Source organism: Photobacterium sp. GB-56 (assembly GCF_003026105.1).
Classification (GTDB): Bacteria; Pseudomonadota; Gammaproteobacteria; order Enterobacterales; family Vibrionaceae; genus Photobacterium.
In genome coordinates, this window is sequence record NZ_PYNW01000015.1 from 35,734 (window position 1) to 51,820 (window position 16,087).

Below are 16,087 nucleotides of genomic sequence, written 5' to 3' on the forward strand. Positions count from 1 at the left end.
ACCATTACAAAACCGAACGCGTTGGATGCTCTTTGTCGCGGCAATGAGTGGTGCATTAACGGTGGGGTTAGGGGCATTTGCTGCACACGGCTTAAAGCAGCATTTATCGCCTTATTTACTCGATGTATTTAAGACTGGCGTACAATATCAAGCGTGGCATACATTCGCGTTATTGGGTTGTGGAATATTGACACGCTTTTTGTCTTCAAAAGCTGTATCATACGCCGCTCTGTTTTTCACCCTTGGTATAATCTGTTTTAGTGGCAGTTTATATGCATTGGCATTAACAGGCATTAAGTGGTTTGGTCCCATCACACCGATGGGCGGAGTATGTTTTATTATTGGCTGGGTAATGCTTGCAGTAGCAGCCTGGCGTTCAGCTTGAGGGTTCCAACGTGAATCATGTTTTATTGTATTGTCGTCCTGGCTTTGAAAAAGAATGTGCAGGTGAAGTTCAAGACAAAGCAAATACGCTGGAATTGTTTGGTTTCCCTCGGGTAAAAAACAATTCAGGTTATGTGTTATTTGAATTTTATCAAGCAGGTGATGCGGATAAATTTATTCAGCTACAACCATTTTCACAGTTAATCTTCGCACGTCAAATGTTTGCGGCATCACAGATGTTAACGGATTTACCGGCTGATGATCGTATTTCTCCGATCTTAGAAGTGATTGGTGATGACTTCCCACGTTGTGGTGATCTCCGTGTTGAAACACCTGATACCAATGAAGCGAAAGAGTTATTAAAATTCTGTCGTAAGTTTACGGTGCCACTTCGTCAAGCAATGCGTAAGCGTGAGATTTTATACGCGAAAGATAACAACAAAAAGCCTGTGCTACATGTGTGTTTCGTCGCACCGGGTTGTTGTTTTGTAGGTTATTCATATACATCGAATAACTCACAGTTCTTTATGGGCATTCCCCGCTTAAAATTCCCAGCAGATGCGCCAAGTCGCTCAACGTTGAAATTAGAAGAAGCATTTCACGTATTTATTCCTCGCCACGAGTGGGATGAGCGTTTAGCGCCAGGTATGTGGGGGGTTGATTTAGGTGCTTGTCCTGGTGGTTGGACATATCAATTGGTGAAACGCTCGATGTTCGTTCACGCGATTGATAATGGCGCAATGGCACAAAGCTTGATGGATACAGGTCAAGTTAAATACCATGCCGTTGATGGTTTTAAATTTGAGCCAGCACGTAAAAATGTTACGTGGATTGTTTGTGACATGATTGAAAAGCCAGCGCGTGTGGCTCACTTAATGGGTGAGTGGTTAATTAAAGCGTGGGCAAAAGAAGCGATCTTTAACTTAAAACTACCTATGAAAGGTCGTTATGATGAAGTGCTTCAAGATATTGAAAACCTGAAAGTATTTCTTATTCAAAATGGTGTGAAGTTCAAGCTACAGGCTAAGCATTTATACCATGATCGCGAAGAGATTACGGTTCACATTCAGCGTCTAGATACACGCTCTCCACACTAAAATAGATTCAAAAGATAAGCCAATTTTGCTTGGCTTATCTTTTATTGGGGATATTTATGACCAAAGAAACCTCACATAAAACAAATTTAGTCTTTTTTTATTCAGAGGGTGCTCCCAATGATAATGCTTTAGACTTATGTGAAAATAAGCAGTTAGTGCTAGATGCCGCGAAAGATCATGTTGATAATATTAGTTACTACACGCCTAAAAAGTTAAGAGATCTTGGATTTGAAGGTTATGTAAGAGAATATGATAGTTCTGGTTTAGTCTCTCAAAACCCTGGAATGTCTAAAATTGGTTTTTGTGCTTGGCGTCCACTTATTTTATTGCTTGAAATGGAAAGGATGAATGAAGGTGATATCTTAATTTACCGTGATTCTAATATTCTTAAATATAGAAAGCTATCTAATTATAATGATATTAAAAATATTGCGGAGCAATGTTTAACATTATGTGGGTTTGATTTTTTTATTCCTCATCATGATTCTTTAATAAAAAACCGAGAATTAACTAAAACAAATATTATTAGAGAACTCGGAGAGGATAACTTTTTTTCATATGAATACCCTGCACTGCAGGCTGCGTTTATTGTAATAAGAAAATCGGAAGCCTCCATACAGTTGTTACAAGAGTGGCTTGACGCGTGTAGTAACGAAGAGTGGATAAACGGTAAACAGTATGGTGAGTTAGATTCGCAATTTCACCACTCTACACCTGAACAAGCAATACTGAGTATAATAATTGCAAACTGGGTAAGGAAAGGAATTCACAATATACCTGTGACTTACCCTTTAATATCTATTAGAGCAGGTAGAGATATAAATAAGATTACTTTTAGAACCGACTTTTCATATCTAACTATTTTAAATAAAAGTAATGCTGAGTATATTAATCTACCCAGCTATATAAATAAAAAAAATATTAAAGGGTTACTTGAATTTTCAAGTACATTAATATCAAATTTTCTTTTAAAGAAAAATTACGAAATATTAAAATCATATAATAAGATTAAACCTAGCAAAAGTATCAATGATAAAATTATCTCTCTTAGAGAAAAGCTGGGTAAAGAATAATAATTCTTTAATCATAAGCTATCACATGTTATTAATATGATAGCTTATGATATTTAGTATGTTTTATTTATTGTGGCATGATATAACGAATATCTTGTAGGTTAAAACCTAACTCTAAATCAGTTTTTAAACTTGATACCGCTTTACTTGCAAGTGCCACATCGTGGTGACCATCAATTTTCTTTTTCCATTTAGCAGGCAGATCATTTGCTGCCAAAATAGTTTCTAGCGTTGGGTATAGGTTGAGTAACTCTACAGCGGCTTTAGGACCGATACCTGCAACACCAGGGATCTTACTCGAACTTATCCCAGCAAGTCCCCAATAATCCGTTAGCTTATCTGGCGCTACGCCATATTCCTTTTCAATAAAAGCACTATCGAGCCAGCGTTCTTGGAAGTAATCACGAATGCGCAGCGTCGGTTGTAATAACTGGCAGTAACCTTTATCCGTTGAAATGATGGTGACTTGCTCACCACGAGAGGCGACTTTTAGCGCAAGGGTGGCGACGAGATCATCGGCTTCATCACCATCAGAGAGCAGTGAATCAATGCCTATCTCCATAAAGGCATCTTGAATAATATCCATTCCTGTCATGAGTTCATCAGGCATGGGTTTTCTTCCTTCTTTGTAGTGAGGAAGAAGTTCAGCTCGCCAGCCACGATCATCACCATGATGATCGAATACTGCCACAATATGGGTTGGTTGGCTGATCTTGATGATTTTTTTCAGTGCTCGACAACAAGTCTCAGCTGTCGCTTTTACATCAGGTTCACCGGGACGAGCCGCATGAACACGACGAATGAGATTAAGAGCATCAATAACAACAAGGTGGATAGCCATAAACAAATTCTTTGTAAATAAAAAGGAGCACTAAAGCTCCTTATTGTACGCAATTATAATCATCGATGTTGTGATTATTTTGTTGCTTTATCGGCTGTTATAATTTCATAACAGGGCTCATATTTGCTGCCGGGTAACTTCATTCGTTGCTGTTTAACGAAATCTTGTAACAGCTTATCCATCCGATCCATTAAATATTTATCACCATCAATTTTGAAGCGGCCATGGCGTTCAATTTCATGAATACCTTCTTCTTTGACGTTACCTGCGACAATGCCAGAGAAAGCACGGCGAAGGTTGGCTGCCAGTTTATCAACGGGTTGATCCATATGCAGATCCAAATTTGCCATTGCTTCATGAGTGGGGGCAAAAGGCATCTGAAATTCTGCAGGGATCTTGAGTGACCAATTAAAGCAGTAAGCATCTCCGATTTCTCGACGATGTTCTTTAACTTTGGTCATGGCGTCTTTCATAACTTTTGCGACTTGTTCAGGATCGTCAATGATGATCTGATAATGCTTGGTTGCTTCTTCGCCTAAAGTATTCTGAATAAAATCATCAAGCGTACGGAAGTAATCTTCACTTTCTTTCGGCCCTGTTAATACTACCGGCATCGGTTGTTCGGCATTTTCAGGCTGCATCAGCACCCCTAGAATATAGAGCAATTCTTCCGCAGTACCAGCGCCGCCCGGGAAAATAATAATACCGTGTCCAACGCGAACAAAAGCTTCTAGGCGCTTCTCAATATCAGGCAGAATGACTAATTCATTAACGATTGGGTTTGGTGGCTCTGCGGCAATAATTGAGGGTTCCGTTAACCCTATAAAACGACTGCTGCCATAGCGTTGCTTCGCATGACCGATAGCAGCGCCTTTCATTGGCCCTTCCATTGCGCCAGGCCCACAACCGGTACAGACATTGAGCTCACGAAGACCAAGTTCATTACCCACTTCACGGGTGTATTGGTATTCAGTAGGGTTGATAGAGTGACCGCCCCAACAAACAACAATATTGGGATCTTCACCAGCATGAAGGGTACGAGCATTACGCAATAAGCTAAAGACAAAATCAGTGATGTGTGGCGCACTACTAAGATCTATATCGTTACGACGAGCAACATGCATATCGACATAAATAATATCGCGCAATACTGAGAACATATGCTCTTGAATACCCGTAATGATCTTACCATCTACAAACGCATGCTCAGGTGGGTTGACCAACTCTAACTTGATACCACGTTCGCGACGTTTTAGGTTGATATCAAAATCTTTGTTTTTTTCTAATAGCTCTTTTGAGTTATCGGTATGGCTACCGGAATTCAGTACTGCCAGTGAACAGTTACGATATAGGCGGTATAAGTCACTGGAAGCGGTTGCTTTTAAGCTATCAACTTCTATTTGGGAAAGCAGGGACATAGCCCCAACAGGACTGATATGTGTGATCATAGTAACCTCCCTGGAAACAATGAAAGCTCAGTTTGGTTCTTGCTATATGCGAAAATCAAGCAGAGTATGTTGATGATTTTGAGGTTATTCCCCCATCAGATATCTACGATAGAAGGTGTTTGGAGGAAGCACTAAAATAGTGTTTGTTTTTATTACCATACACAGTGAATATGCATTTGACTAGATGTTAATAAAAAAAATCAGACGTCTGTTTTCACTATCATATTACGTTTTAAGAAAGGTATTTAAGCAAAAGTGTTTGCTTAGCGTTTTAAGAGATCCAAATTAAGCGATTAGTGCCAGCACTTTTTGCGCTTGCTAATGCTTTTACGGTTCGCTCGATAACAACATGATGGTCATCATTACCTTCAAATAAGGTCGCGCCGATAGAGACCGAAATAGACAGGTTTTGGTCTTTAAATCGGAAGGGGAGTTGGCTGATAGCTTCTCGAATATTAGCAAGCTTTTTATTGCGAGTTTGTTCATCACAATCTGGCATGATAAGCATAAATTCATCGCTGCTAAAACGTGCTAAATAATCCGTGTCAGATAAACATTGTTGAATTTTTTTAGCGATAATTTTTAATGCTTTATCACCAGCAAGGTGACCAAATTTATTGTTGATCTCACCGAAACTATCAACATCAATAAGCGCAACAGGTAGTGCATATTCATAACGTTTCCAGTTGTGATATTCATGCTCAATACGATCCATAAATGCATTACGGTTATAGGCTAGAGTTAATGAGTCTCGTAGCATGCTTTGTTCTTGATCATGCAGACGTTGACGATAATTATGGGTTTGTTGGATCAACTGTTGAATTTGTTTTTCGTTATGTTGCTGTTGCTCAATCAGTGCTCGCTCTCGTTCTTGAAGTGCGATATTTCTTTCAACAATGCTGTCTATCTCGTTTGCAGCAGCATGAAGCGTTGGACGCTTATCTTCAAGGTTGGCGTTATCAGATAAGCTTATTTTTAGTTGTTGGGTAATCTGTGATAATTCGTTATCCAACTCGCTTCTGTGTTGATGTAATATGTGCGATTTGTCTGCTGTTTGATGGGTATCTTTGTGCAGTTCGGCTAAGTCACTATTAATATTATTAAGAAAGCTTTGTGAAGCTTGGCGTTCATACAACGTGGCATCTAATATCAAACGCAATACTTGGAACTGAATTTTTGTCAGTTGTTGAGTATCAAGCTCGTTGTTAAGTTGAGATTTGATCTCAATCAGCTGATTACCATGCTCACCGTTAAAATCTATTTCAGTAATAAGATGTTGTAACTCGGCAACTAGCTCTAGATGATGCGTCGACTTTTCTACAACGTCTGCTGGATGGGTAACTTTGGTCGCAGAACCTAGTTTTATCGTTCGCTCATAAAGTTCTAACAAACGTAAAATACGGCGATGGTTGTCGAGTAAAACACCTGAGTCATGGTTCAGTACGGCGCGTAGATCACGTCGTAACTGAACAGGTAAATCACGGTGGCGAGAAAGCGTTTCTCCCGCTTGATGAATTTTTTGATTTAAACGTAGATTCTGTTTATGAACAATATCAGCTTGTTGATTAACTAAACGTTCAATAACAGCTAAGCGAGGGATAAGTTTACTGATATCTGTCGGTTGTTCTAACTCGTGACGAATACTTTCTAAACGCTCATCGAGTTCAGAATTTATTCCTTTACAAGCGATAACTAATCGTGTGATGAGGCGTTTTAAGATCACGATTTCACGGCGTGACTTTAAAGAGGCATCACGATAAGAAAGTTGAGCTTGATCTAAGCGTTGCTTCAAGTTACTCACTTCAGAAACAACCGAATTAATATCTGTCACAGGATTACGTATTCATCATTAGCATTAATATCTATCTTCTTCATTGAGCGTTTATTACCTCAATCCCTTAAATTTACACGTATCTCAACTATTTTCGACATTAAAAAAAAAAGCTTGAGTAACTTAACTTACATTTATGTCAGTACTGTGATCATTATTCCAGATAATATCGGATTTGGATGAGCTTCGTACTTTCACCAGCCCTTTATCAATGCCTTCAATGCAAGATCGACGAATGTCACCACAGACAAAGCTGGCTGCCGGTGCGGCATCGATAGCGCATAAATGTACCCAATGGCTACCCGGTTCGCTGTCATTCATTTTCACTCCCGCATTGACTGCCATCAATAAGATATCAATAAGCTCTTGATCATTAATCGCCGTATAAGCGCGGGGCAAGAATGGGTACTCTGCCATACCGATTTGAATATCATTATTGAGATTGTTTTTAAGCGCATAGTTATCAACAAGTTGCTGTAATGAATCCGCTAATTGTTTAGGATCGCAACTTAACCGTGCGTTCGGCTCTATATATAAGAACATGGCATCGGAGAAGTGATAGATCCTCGCCGGTTCTAACACTTGTTCTTGTAAATACAAACCAAAGGCCTTTTCGGCATCTAAGCCTTGCTTATAGCCTTGCTCTAAGTAAATTCGCTTTAAACAAGAGACTTCAAATAACGCAAAGCGTAATCGGTCACTTAGCGGTTCATTGATGATTTCACCTAAGTGCCACTGCTCAAAGTTAGCACTACTTTGCTGAAGTGAATTTGCTAAACGTGCATTGAGCATCCGTAAATTACGTAGACCACTACGGGGATGGGTATAATAATCCGTTCGCAGTTGCGCTAGTTGTTGTTTAAGTTGTTTATTCAGATGTTGGCGGCGAAGTAATAGCAGAAGCATAAAGGCTAAAACCCCAATTAAAACCATGGTAATTTTTTGCTGTTTATATAAGGCTTTTTCACTTTCAAATTGTTCACGCTCCATCTCTTCAAGCTTAAGCGAGCGTTCCATCATTTTTTGTTGTTGTTTAAATACTTCAACATTACTTCTTGCAATACTTTCTTGTTGGCCAGCATATAACTGTTCATAGCGGCGCTGACTTAATAACGCGTTGTAGTAATCATTTTGTTTTTCAAAGGCCTCAGAAAGAATGGATTCACCCAGGAGTTGTAATTTGACCGCGCCAATACGACTGGCTGAAATTAAACCTGCTTGAAGAGAGGTTACCGCATCATCGAGTTTGTTTTCAGCAAGCTCTAATTGACCTTGTAATATTTGGCTTTCAGCTACAATGTTTTCATTACCGGTTTGTAGCGCTAAGTTACGTGCCTGTACGATATAAGCTTCTGCTTTGGTGTAGTTGTATAAATGCAAATACACGCGAGCAATATTTAGACGTAACCGTGCAGAGCGAACATCGTGGTCAAGTTGGTTTTCTTGATCTAGCGCGTTGAAATAGTGAACCAGCGCTAAGTTATAACGCCCTTGTTGTTCATAAATAGAAGCAATTAATGTTAATGTCTTAGCTAGTTGCTGACTGCGCTTATAGCGCTCGAAAAACTCCCCCGCTTGGGTGGCATGATCGAGTGCTTTATCAAATACTTTTCGTTCATCAAATAATTCAGCTAAATAATAGTTAGCTTGGGCTATTTGTCCTTGATCATCCGTTTCTACCGCTAGCCAATAACCACTAAGTAGACGATCGAGTGCCATATCATAGTGGTGATGCTTTAAATAATGTTGCCCCAGTTTCAATTGGTAATTAATGAGCTCGTCTTGATCATCTAATGCCACTAAATAACCTTTGGCTTTGATATACAGTTTTTCTGCTTTTTCATCAGCACCAATACTTGATTCAATGTTGGCACGTAACATTAATGAACGATATTTAAGGACTTGAAGTTGCTTCGTTAGCTTGAGTGAGGGAGCTTTACGACTTTCAGTATCAATATTATCGAGCATTTTTAATGCAGTAGTGCTATTGCGAAGGTTTTCCCAATAGAATGTAGCTAGCAATAACTGGCTTTCATATAAAGGATAAATAAGGTGATGTTCAGTTGCGATTTTTTCAGCTTTTTTGATAACACCAATAGCTTGTTCTGAACGCTGCAAAATCGAGAGCGCTTTAGCTTGAATTTGGAGTGCATTCACCGTATTTAGTGGTGTTCGGATAGTATGATCACTTTCTTCATTGATATGCACTCTAGCTGGGTCTTGAGGTTTACTTAAGCGACGTTGGCTAAGGTATTTTTGGGTGATAGAAAGTGCTCGCTCAGGCTGACTAAGTAGCAAGCTGTTAGCTTCAGAAAGCATCGGGACGGTGTAGGTTTTTGCTTGCAGGCTGAAAGAAATTGAGAACACAAAGAGAGCAGTGCAAAGCAAACGGCGAAAAAACATATCATCCCAATACAACAAAAAAAGAATAGGGTTGATTTTACTGGCTTAAGGCATCAAGTCCAGCAAAGACAGGTTTTTTGCTGGACTTAATGTTGATTTCGCTAACAGAGTCTAATTACTGGCGAGCGAGACGGAAGTTGTCGCTAGGTGATTTACCCATATTGGTACGATAAGGGTTAATATCTAAGCCACCACGGCGTGTATAACGTGCATATACCGTCAATAATTCGGGTTTACAGTATTTCATAATATCACTGAAAATACGCTCAACACATTGCTCATGGAATTCATTGTGATTACGGAACGAAACGACATAACGTAGCAATTTTTCACGATTAATACGTTTGCCTTTATAAGCAATACGAACACTGCCCCAATCAGGCTGGTTGGTGATCAGACAGTTTGATTTTAATAAATGGCTATGTAGGATTTCTTCTACTTCTTCCTCCTCGACACCATTTTCAAGTAGTGCAGGGTTGAAGTCATAATCCTCAATTTCGATATCTTGATCATCAATACAAGTACCAAAGAAGTTCACGATAGGTTGTTCGCTAAAATCTTCTAACGGTTGAATCGTGACATCAACATCAGCACCTACACAACGTGACAGATCAATCTGCAGTGTGTCTGCGATACCTTGCCAACTTTCAAATCGTGTTTGATTAAAGCTATTAAGGTAAAGCTTGAAAGATTTAGATTCAATCAAGTTTGGACTTGAAGCTGGTAGACGTACTTCACCAATGGCAACTTGTGGTAGACCTTTGCTATTTAACCATGACAATTCGTACAACGTCCAAATATCATAGCCAGTGAAAGGGAGTGCATCATCACTAATATTGAGATCAGTACGGTTTAGGCTTCTCGGCACTGCTTGTAGTAGCGATGGGTCGTACTGATCTTTATACTCTGTGGTTTTACCAAGGGTTAAACCAGCTAATTCTTTAGCGTCTTTATATTTACTCATACTGTCTATGACACTCTTGGATTAGAATTGATAGTCCGTAAAAACGGTTTTCAAGTCTAAAGTTTACTGAATCTTTAATGAGGTTGCGAATGAATCATCCAGTTACCTGTGCTTTATCTGATTTTTCTTCTCGTTATTTGCAAGCATGGTGTGATGCAGATCGCGGTTTTCCAGAAAGTCAGGATCTTGTTGGCTTAGATTCACCTTGCGTTGTTCATGACTCTGGCGATGCTGTGACATGGAAACCTGAACTAAGAACCCCAATGGGGCGTTTAGATGGGGTTGAAAAAGGCATTGAACTGACATTGCATGACGATATTCATGCGTTTTACTGCTCACAGTTTAGTGGTGATATGCAGGCAAAATTTGGTGATATTGAGTTGGATTTACTACAAGCTTTTAATGAAGATGATATAGATCGTTTACAACAAAATATTTTAGGCCACTTAGTGACACAACGCCGTTTAAAGCTAAAGCCAACCGTCTTTATTGCCGCATTAGAAGCTGAGTTTGAAGTGATCTCTATCTGTAATTTAACGGGGAATGTCTTACGAGAAACGCTAGGTAAAGATATTCGTGAAGTGTTAGCGGTTAATGTTGAAGAGTTCTTAACTCAGTTAACCCCCGTAATAATAGAGGAATAAATAGTGTACGTTGTAGAGTTACAGTTTGAGTGTTTTGATAATACAACGCTATCACGTGTGGATCGTGCCATTAATGGATTAATGGATGATTTACGTTATAACGGTCAAGTGCTAGGACGTGAGTTTCCGATTACGATTGATGATGGGATTTTTCGTGTACGTGCCGTATGCCCTGAAAAAGACAGTCTGCATCCCAAGTACAATAGTGAACAAGTGACACGTTGCATTGAAAAGTTGAGTGATGCTTGTTTACTGACACCAAAAATAAAAGTGTTAGGTGTTGATTTAAACTCAGAAGCGGCAGCTGAGCAGAGTAAGCCATCATGGCAAGTGCTTTATACAACTTATGTACATACATGTTCGCCGTTACGTAGTGGTGATTCATTATTGCCGATCCCACTCTATCAGACAGGCGCCCATCTTGATGGTGATTATAAAGCACTGGTTAAATGGCAAACAGAATGGCAAGCCTTTGATGAAATTCAGATGGCAAATAAGAGCCAACCTGCAATAAAAGTGGCACTAGATGAAATTGGTGAGGTTGATAGTGAACTATTTTCTCGTGGTGAGAAATTACGTGAACAGATCGAATCAACAACCCAGATCCCTACTTATTACTACCTCTATCGTGTGGGTGGAGAAAGTCTCGAGAGTGAAATAAACCGAACATGTCCTAAATGTGATAATGATTGGCGTGTAGAGGATCCTTTACATGGTTTATTTCATTTCAAGTGCGATAAATGTCGATTAGTTTCAAACTTATCGTGGAACTATCAATAATATAAAAGGCTCCTGATTTGATCAAAGGAGCCTTGTTATTATTGCTGAGCTTCTAATTTAGCTAAGCGAGTTGAAAGTGTGATGATTTGTTGTTCGAGTTGAGTGATACGTTCATCAGCGGTGAGCGCTTTGGTTTGCTTTTCAATCGTTGGCACTTTGGCATTTTTTTTCCATGCTTGAAGCGCTTTGATAATAACCGGGATCGGTAGAGGGCTCGCTAATCGTGACTTTATTAATGCAACAGAAGGCTCTTTTCCCTCTGAGATTAAAGAATTAATTGCGTTTTCTAATTCTTGGGTAATTGTCGACATTGTTTTAAGTATCCTACATATAACAACGCATTTACTTTCTCAGTAAAGCATCAAGTTGATCAATCACTTCGCACCAGTCAGCATCTTGTTCTTGGCATTCCTTTATAAATCGACGTTGTATAACTGAGAAAAAAGGTGCTTCAGCAATATTCTGATGTTGGGCTAGCTGATGTTGGATGATAAATGATTGTATAAACTCATCTGAATTATTAAGTCCTAATTGGCTGAATAAATGAGATAAATTGTGCTGAAATTGTTCCATCATCGCTTCCTCATAATCATGACCGAGATATTAAGCAAAGTATAGTGTATTCAAACTGTCTTTTTTACTATTCCTGTTGTGAGAGATCGCTTACAACAGCGTGAGAAAACAATCCTACAAACATAACACTTATCGTTACTTAACTTACTATCTTATTGATTTTAAATGTCTTATTTATTGATGTTTATTTTATCAAAAAATATTTTATAAATAATTGCTAGCGCTTTATTGTTTAAAAAAGCAAATCGCGTAATCTTATTGGTGTCGGAAGGAACTGACGGAACGGAACAGGAATATACTACAGGATGTAGTGGTCTCAGGATGAGAAGTTGATAGGCTAGGATGGTTTATCAAACAAGGACTGTGAAGGGAACACTCTAGGATAGAGTTCGGTAAGCAGGATGTTTACCAGTCAGGATGACAAAAGGAACACTTCAGGACGAAGTAAAGGACACCTCCAGGAAGGAGAAGAGAGTCATAACAGGATGTGGTGACGGGTTAGGATAACCAAAGGAACAACTTCAGGACGAAGCGTAAGGACAATGCTGAAGGAATCGGCAGTCAAAGGAATGAGGCAGGGAGCACTATAGTAGCGGGAATGCTGCAAGTAAGACCTAAGGGCGTGGCGAAAGTCACGCCCTCTCTTTTTGTTTAAAGGAAAATATCTTTGTTCCTTTTCCTCCTATTTATACTGAAAGTTGTTTTTATAGCTTAACGTATATGTCGATTTATGCGTAAAAAGATTAAATATAAAAGAATATTTCAGTTTTTATGTCGTTAATCTCTTGTTTCGTTGTGCGAGATCTCTTACAAAGGCGTAGGATATCTGTCGTTTAAGCAGTGTTTGATGTCTTCCTTGTGCTGTTAAGTGTATGATTATTATTACCTTATTTTTTTTTGACTGTTTGGTTTATTTTTAATAGAAAATAAATGTATTTCGGTGTCTGTGTTTATTAAGGTGATTGGCGTAATATTAATGGTGTCGGAAGGAACTGACGGAACGGAACAGGAATATACTACAGGATGTAGTGGTCTCAGGATGAGAGGTTGATAAGCTAGGATGGTTTATCAAACAAGGACTGTGAAGGGAACACTCTAGGATAGAGTTCGGTAAGCAGGATGTTTACCAGTCAGGATGACAAAAGGAACACTTCAGGACGAAGTAAAGGACACCTCCAGGAAGGAGAAGAGAGTCATAACAGGATGTGGTGACGGGTTAGGATAACCAAAGGAACAACTTCAGGACGAAGCGCAAGGACAATGCTGAAGGAATCGGCAGTCAAAGGAATGAGGCAGGGAGCACTATAGTAGCGGGAATGCTGCAAGTAAGACCTAAGGGCGCGACGAAAGTCGCGCCCGCTCTTTTTTATGCCTTTCTAACTTTTCATATCTCTTTTTTATACTTCTTTTAATGCGTTAATCTCACATTCAACGCCTCTCTTCTCTCTATTTTGTCTTTATTTTTATGCTTCATCGCTTTTTATCTATTCACTTTGTAAGAGATCTCTTACATCACTGTGGGATTAATTCTTTTTTTTAATCGTAAAAATAGTAATTGGAAATAGATTATTATTTAAGATCAATTAGTTAGATTGGCGGTTGGCGATTTAATAAAGAGTCTTTATTTTTCATAATCTATATATGTGTTGTTCATGATTACTAATCTAGTAATATCTACCTTGTCGAAAGGGAACGGCATTAGGAAACGGAACAGCTAAGGATTAGCTACCTCAGGATGAGGATAGATAGCGGAGCTATCTAACAAGGATTGTGCAGGGAAAACTACAGGATGTAGTGAGGTAAATAGGATATTTACTGGTCTGGATGACATGGAACACTTCAGGATGAAGTTTAGGGACAGCGCTCTAGGATGGAGTGAGTGGAACACTCTAGGATTGAGTAGGGATTAATCTTCATTGATGAAGTCAGGAACAGCTTTAGGATGAAGTAAAGGACACCTCCAGGACGGAAGAGAGAGTCAATATTGGAATATTGATGGGTCAAGGAACTACCGAAGAGCAACTCTAGGATAGAGTTTGGAGCTACACTGGGGATTTAAGTATATCAAGGATTGATGGCAAGGAGCACCATAGTAGCGGGAATGCTGCATGTAAAGCCATAGGGCGCAACGAAAGTTGCGCCCGTTCTTTTTATCACTATAAAAAATTAATACTCTTCACCCTCAGGAAGACGATGAGGGGGAATATAAAAATGGCTTGCTCTAAGTCGCTTCATTTCTAAATAACCTTGATAGGCATCATGCCCGTCGGCAGAGAACTCAAAGACAAAGATAGTACGCCATCCCCATTCTCCACGATGATCTTTGATTTTATGTGTTCCTCTCGCAAAGCTCAGTAATTGCAGTCCCATATTTTTACAGCGTTGCTCTATAAAATATTGCGCTAGCTCTGTTTGTCGTCTTTGCTGCCAAAATAAAAAACCGATGATAGCGATAAGCAGTATTCCGAATAAATTGTCCAAATTTTTATTCCTATTCTCTTATTGCCCACGAGCATGTTGCTGTAATTTCTCAATCGCGGCGACTAAAGCAGGTTCAGCTTGACCATGTAATACTTGAAGCATGGTGCCGCGTAATACAGGAAGCATAACTAAATCTGCAAATAATTGATTGAACAGTGCTTGATCGTTTGTCTCAGCAAGGCGTAATAAAAATCTTGCAGCGTTGTCTGTTGTTAATAGCCCCGACCAGCATCGACCAGCAATAGCGATTAACACTTCGCGGTGACACAATTCAGGTTGGGCTAAAATACTTTCAAGAGCAGGGTTTAAGACTTTGCTATCACTGCCAGATATTGCACGGATCAACGCTGAAACTAAAAATAGATCCGGATCTTGGCTATTGATTTCAGCACTTAAATGTTCACTGATACGAGTACTTAAAGGATCAGGTAATGTACAGTGCTCTAAGCAGCCAAGCAGGGCATAAAGTGGCGTCATAGGAAGGTTTGCAATTGCTTTACGAATAAAGGTAGCATTATTTTCTTGCTTCATTCGCGCACAAATATCGGCAATGCCTTGTAAACCAACACCTTGCCACTGTTGCCAATCTAATTTACCGGATAAATATTGCTGAGCATGTTCGTAATATTGGCTTGCTGGTAAATCCAATTGATGACGGATCTGGGCGTGAAAAATAGCCATCTTGTCATCGGTGGGTTTAAACGTGTAAGGATTAGCCGCTAGCTTTTCTTGTTCTTCTTCAGTCGGCTCGCTATTAAGTGTTGCGCCCATCGCTTCAATCACATACTTAATAAAATCACCAACAGCTGCTTGTTTTAATAAGCCACGCTCATCGAGTGGTAATCGAAGAAACCAGATCCACGGTGTATGTTGAGGTTGCCAAAAAGAAATAGCTAAATGCGCATGTTGCTGTAATGGCCATGGATAAGGCTGGCGATTTTCTTCGACAGCTTTAAATTGTGAAACATCAATTTCATTCACACGGCGGCCGAGATCAAAAATGTTGTATTGGCAGCCTGCATTATCAAGTAATTGGGTCAGGGTATGAAATTTATCCATGGTCATATCTGTGCTCCTAAGTCAGAAAGTCAGTATAACTTTTGCGGTGAGCCAAGCATACCTATTAACTAAAGGATTTATATTGGGTAGGCTAAAGGTTTCATAACCGCGATGCTAAGACGCTTGAATTACTTGGGGCATCTCGTTTCAAGTGCTATTCTGCGCGGCTTACTATCAGGGGGGGAAGATGGATAAATATCATCATAGTCAACGTTTACTTGAAGAATTAGAGTTGGTACTACGTCAACATTCTCATTGGCAGTTAACGCCTCCTGATGAGCAGTTACTTACAAGCACTGAACCATTTGCAATTGATACATTAGATTGCCACCAATGGTTACAATGGATTTTTATTCCCAAATTCGGACAACTGATTGCTTTACAATTACCGTTACCAGCACAGTTTGAGATTAGTCCTTATATTGAAGAAGCAATGAAAGAAAAAGTAGGTGTTAACGATATTTTATCGGTCACACGTCAGCTAGATTTACTATTTAAACAACACTGAG

General features: G+C 39.4%; 15 protein-coding genes. 6 read left to right on the forward strand and 9 right to left on the reverse strand.

Annotated features, from left to right (window positions below):
• The first annotated feature begins 25 nt into the window (after window positions 1-25).
• From C9J42_RS17105 to C9J42_RS17115, 3 genes are read left to right on the forward strand one after another with little or no spacing between them, the layout of a single operon-like run.
• Window positions 26-385: a DUF423 domain-containing protein gene (locus tag C9J42_RS17105; protein ID WP_039872794.1), complete on the forward strand. Its 360-nt coding sequence runs from the start codon at window positions 26-28 to the stop codon at window positions 383-385.
• A 10-nt stretch (window positions 386-395) separates the two neighbouring features.
• Window positions 396-1,481 (forward strand): 23S rRNA (cytidine(2498)-2'-O)-methyltransferase RlmM, encoded by a 1,086-nt coding sequence (gene rlmM / locus C9J42_RS17110; RefSeq protein WP_107207738.1) that lies wholly within the window; start codon window positions 396-398, stop codon window positions 1,479-1,481.
• 56 nt (window positions 1,482-1,537) lie between these two features.
• The gene (locus C9J42_RS17115; RefSeq protein WP_107207737.1) at window positions 1,538-2,554 is read left to right on the forward strand and encodes a hypothetical protein; all 1,017 of its coding nucleotides are present in this window, start codon (window positions 1,538-1,540) and stop codon (window positions 2,552-2,554) included.
• A 67-nt stretch (window positions 2,555-2,621) separates the two neighbouring features.
• Here C9J42_RS17115 and xni read toward each other — a convergent pair whose 3' ends face one another.
• From xni to queF, 5 genes are all read right to left on the reverse strand, one after another.
• Window positions 2,622-3,395, reverse strand: coding sequence for a flap endonuclease Xni (gene xni, locus C9J42_RS17120; RefSeq protein WP_107207736.1), 774 nt, complete (start codon window positions 3,393-3,395; stop codon window positions 2,622-2,624).
• A 74-nt stretch (window positions 3,396-3,469) separates the two neighbouring features.
• Window positions 3,470-4,843, reverse strand: a complete 1,374-nt coding sequence (gene ppnN / locus C9J42_RS17125; protein ID WP_107261041.1) for a nucleotide 5'-monophosphate nucleosidase PpnN — start codon at window positions 4,841-4,843, stop codon at window positions 3,470-3,472.
• A gap of 271 nt (window positions 4,844-5,114) precedes the next feature.
• Window positions 5,115-6,674, reverse strand: a complete 1,560-nt coding sequence (locus C9J42_RS17130; RefSeq protein WP_107292828.1) for a GGDEF domain-containing protein — start codon at window positions 6,672-6,674, stop codon at window positions 5,115-5,117.
• A 123-nt stretch (window positions 6,675-6,797) separates the two neighbouring features.
• Window positions 6,798-9,077: a tetratricopeptide repeat protein gene (locus C9J42_RS17135; protein WP_107207733.1), complete on the reverse strand. Its 2,280-nt coding sequence runs from the start codon at window positions 9,075-9,077 to the stop codon at window positions 6,798-6,800.
• 115 nt (window positions 9,078-9,192) lie between these two features.
• On the reverse strand, window positions 9,193-10,041 hold the full coding sequence (gene queF / locus C9J42_RS17140; RefSeq protein ID WP_107207732.1) for an NADPH-dependent 7-cyano-7-deazaguanine reductase QueF: 849 nt from the start codon (window positions 10,039-10,041) through the stop codon (window positions 9,193-9,195).
• Between the two features lie 89 nt (window positions 10,042-10,130).
• Between queF and syd the strand changes: the two genes are divergently transcribed.
• Window positions 10,131-10,685 (forward strand): SecY-interacting protein, encoded by a 555-nt coding sequence (syd, locus tag C9J42_RS17145; RefSeq protein ID WP_107207731.1) that lies wholly within the window; start codon window positions 10,131-10,133, stop codon window positions 10,683-10,685.
• Between the two features lie 3 nt (window positions 10,686-10,688).
• Window positions 10,689-11,465 (forward strand): Zn-ribbon-containing protein, encoded by a 777-nt coding sequence (locus tag C9J42_RS17150; protein ID WP_107207730.1) that lies wholly within the window; start codon window positions 10,689-10,691, stop codon window positions 11,463-11,465.
• 38 nt (window positions 11,466-11,503) lie between these two features.
• Here the strand turns inward: C9J42_RS17150 and C9J42_RS17155 are convergent, their stop codons facing one another.
• From C9J42_RS17155 to C9J42_RS17180, 4 genes are all read right to left on the reverse strand, one after another.
• The gene (locus tag C9J42_RS17155; protein ID WP_107207729.1) at window positions 11,504-11,776 is read right to left on the reverse strand and encodes a hypothetical protein; all 273 of its coding nucleotides are present in this window, start codon (window positions 11,774-11,776) and stop codon (window positions 11,504-11,506) included.
• Window positions 11,777-11,807: 31 nt separating this feature from the next.
• Entirely contained in the window at window positions 11,808-12,038 is a 231-nt protein-coding gene (locus C9J42_RS17160) for a DUF2789 domain-containing protein (RefSeq protein WP_005371635.1), read from the reverse strand.
• Between the two features lie 2,166 nt (window positions 12,039-14,204).
• A complete protein-coding gene (locus C9J42_RS17175; RefSeq protein ID WP_107207728.1) occupies window positions 14,205-14,519 on the reverse strand; it encodes a DUF3301 domain-containing protein in 315 nt (104 codons plus the stop codon).
• An 18-nt stretch (window positions 14,520-14,537) separates the two neighbouring features.
• Window positions 14,538-15,578 carry a DUF3549 family protein gene (locus C9J42_RS17180; RefSeq protein WP_198038459.1) on the reverse strand — a complete coding sequence of 347 codons (1,041 nt, stop codon included), beginning with the start codon at window positions 15,576-15,578 and terminating at the stop codon, window positions 14,538-14,540.
• Between the two features lie 187 nt (window positions 15,579-15,765).
• On the opposite strand from C9J42_RS17180, the gene C9J42_RS17185 reads away from it, so the two are divergent.
• Window positions 15,766-16,086 carry a YqcC family protein gene (locus C9J42_RS17185; protein ID WP_105060868.1) on the forward strand — a complete coding sequence of 107 codons (321 nt, stop codon included), beginning with the start codon at window positions 15,766-15,768 and terminating at the stop codon, window positions 16,084-16,086.
• The last annotated feature ends 1 nt before the right edge of the window (window position 16,087 follow it).

Coding starts and splice junctions, on each gene's coding strand:
- C9J42_RS17105 (WP_039872794.1), top strand. CDS start 26: ATGCTCTTTGTCGCGGCAATGAGTGGTGCATTAACGGTGGGGTTAGGG.
- C9J42_RS17115 (WP_107207737.1), top strand. CDS start 1,538: ATGACCAAAGAAACCTCACATAAAACAAATTTAGTCTTTTTTTATTCA.
- xni (WP_107207736.1), bottom strand. CDS start 3,395: ATGGCTATCCACCTTGTTGTTATTGATGCTCTTAATCTCATTCGTCGT.
- ppnN (WP_107261041.1), bottom strand. CDS start 4,843: ATGATCACACATATCAGTCCTGTTGGGGCTATGTCCCTGCTTTCCCAA.
- C9J42_RS17135 (WP_107207733.1), bottom strand. CDS start 9,077: ATGTTTTTTCGCCGTTTGCTTTGCACTGCTCTCTTTGTGTTCTCAATT.
- queF (WP_107207732.1), bottom strand. CDS start 10,041: ATGAGTAAATATAAAGACGCTAAAGAATTAGCTGGTTTAACCCTTGGT.
- syd (WP_107207731.1), top strand. CDS start 10,131: ATGAATCATCCAGTTACCTGTGCTTTATCTGATTTTTCTTCTCGTTAT.
- C9J42_RS17155 (WP_107207729.1), bottom strand. CDS start 11,776: ATGTCGACAATTACCCAAGAATTAGAAAACGCAATTAATTCTTTAATC.
- C9J42_RS17160 (WP_005371635.1), bottom strand. CDS start 12,038: ATGGAACAATTTCAGCACAATTTATCTCATTTATTCAGCCAATTAGGA.
- C9J42_RS17180 (WP_198038459.1), bottom strand. CDS start 15,578: ATGGATAAATTTCATACCCTGACCCAATTACTTGATAATGCAGGCTGC.
- C9J42_RS17185 (WP_105060868.1), top strand. CDS start 15,766: ATGGATAAATATCATCATAGTCAACGTTTACTTGAAGAATTAGAGTTG.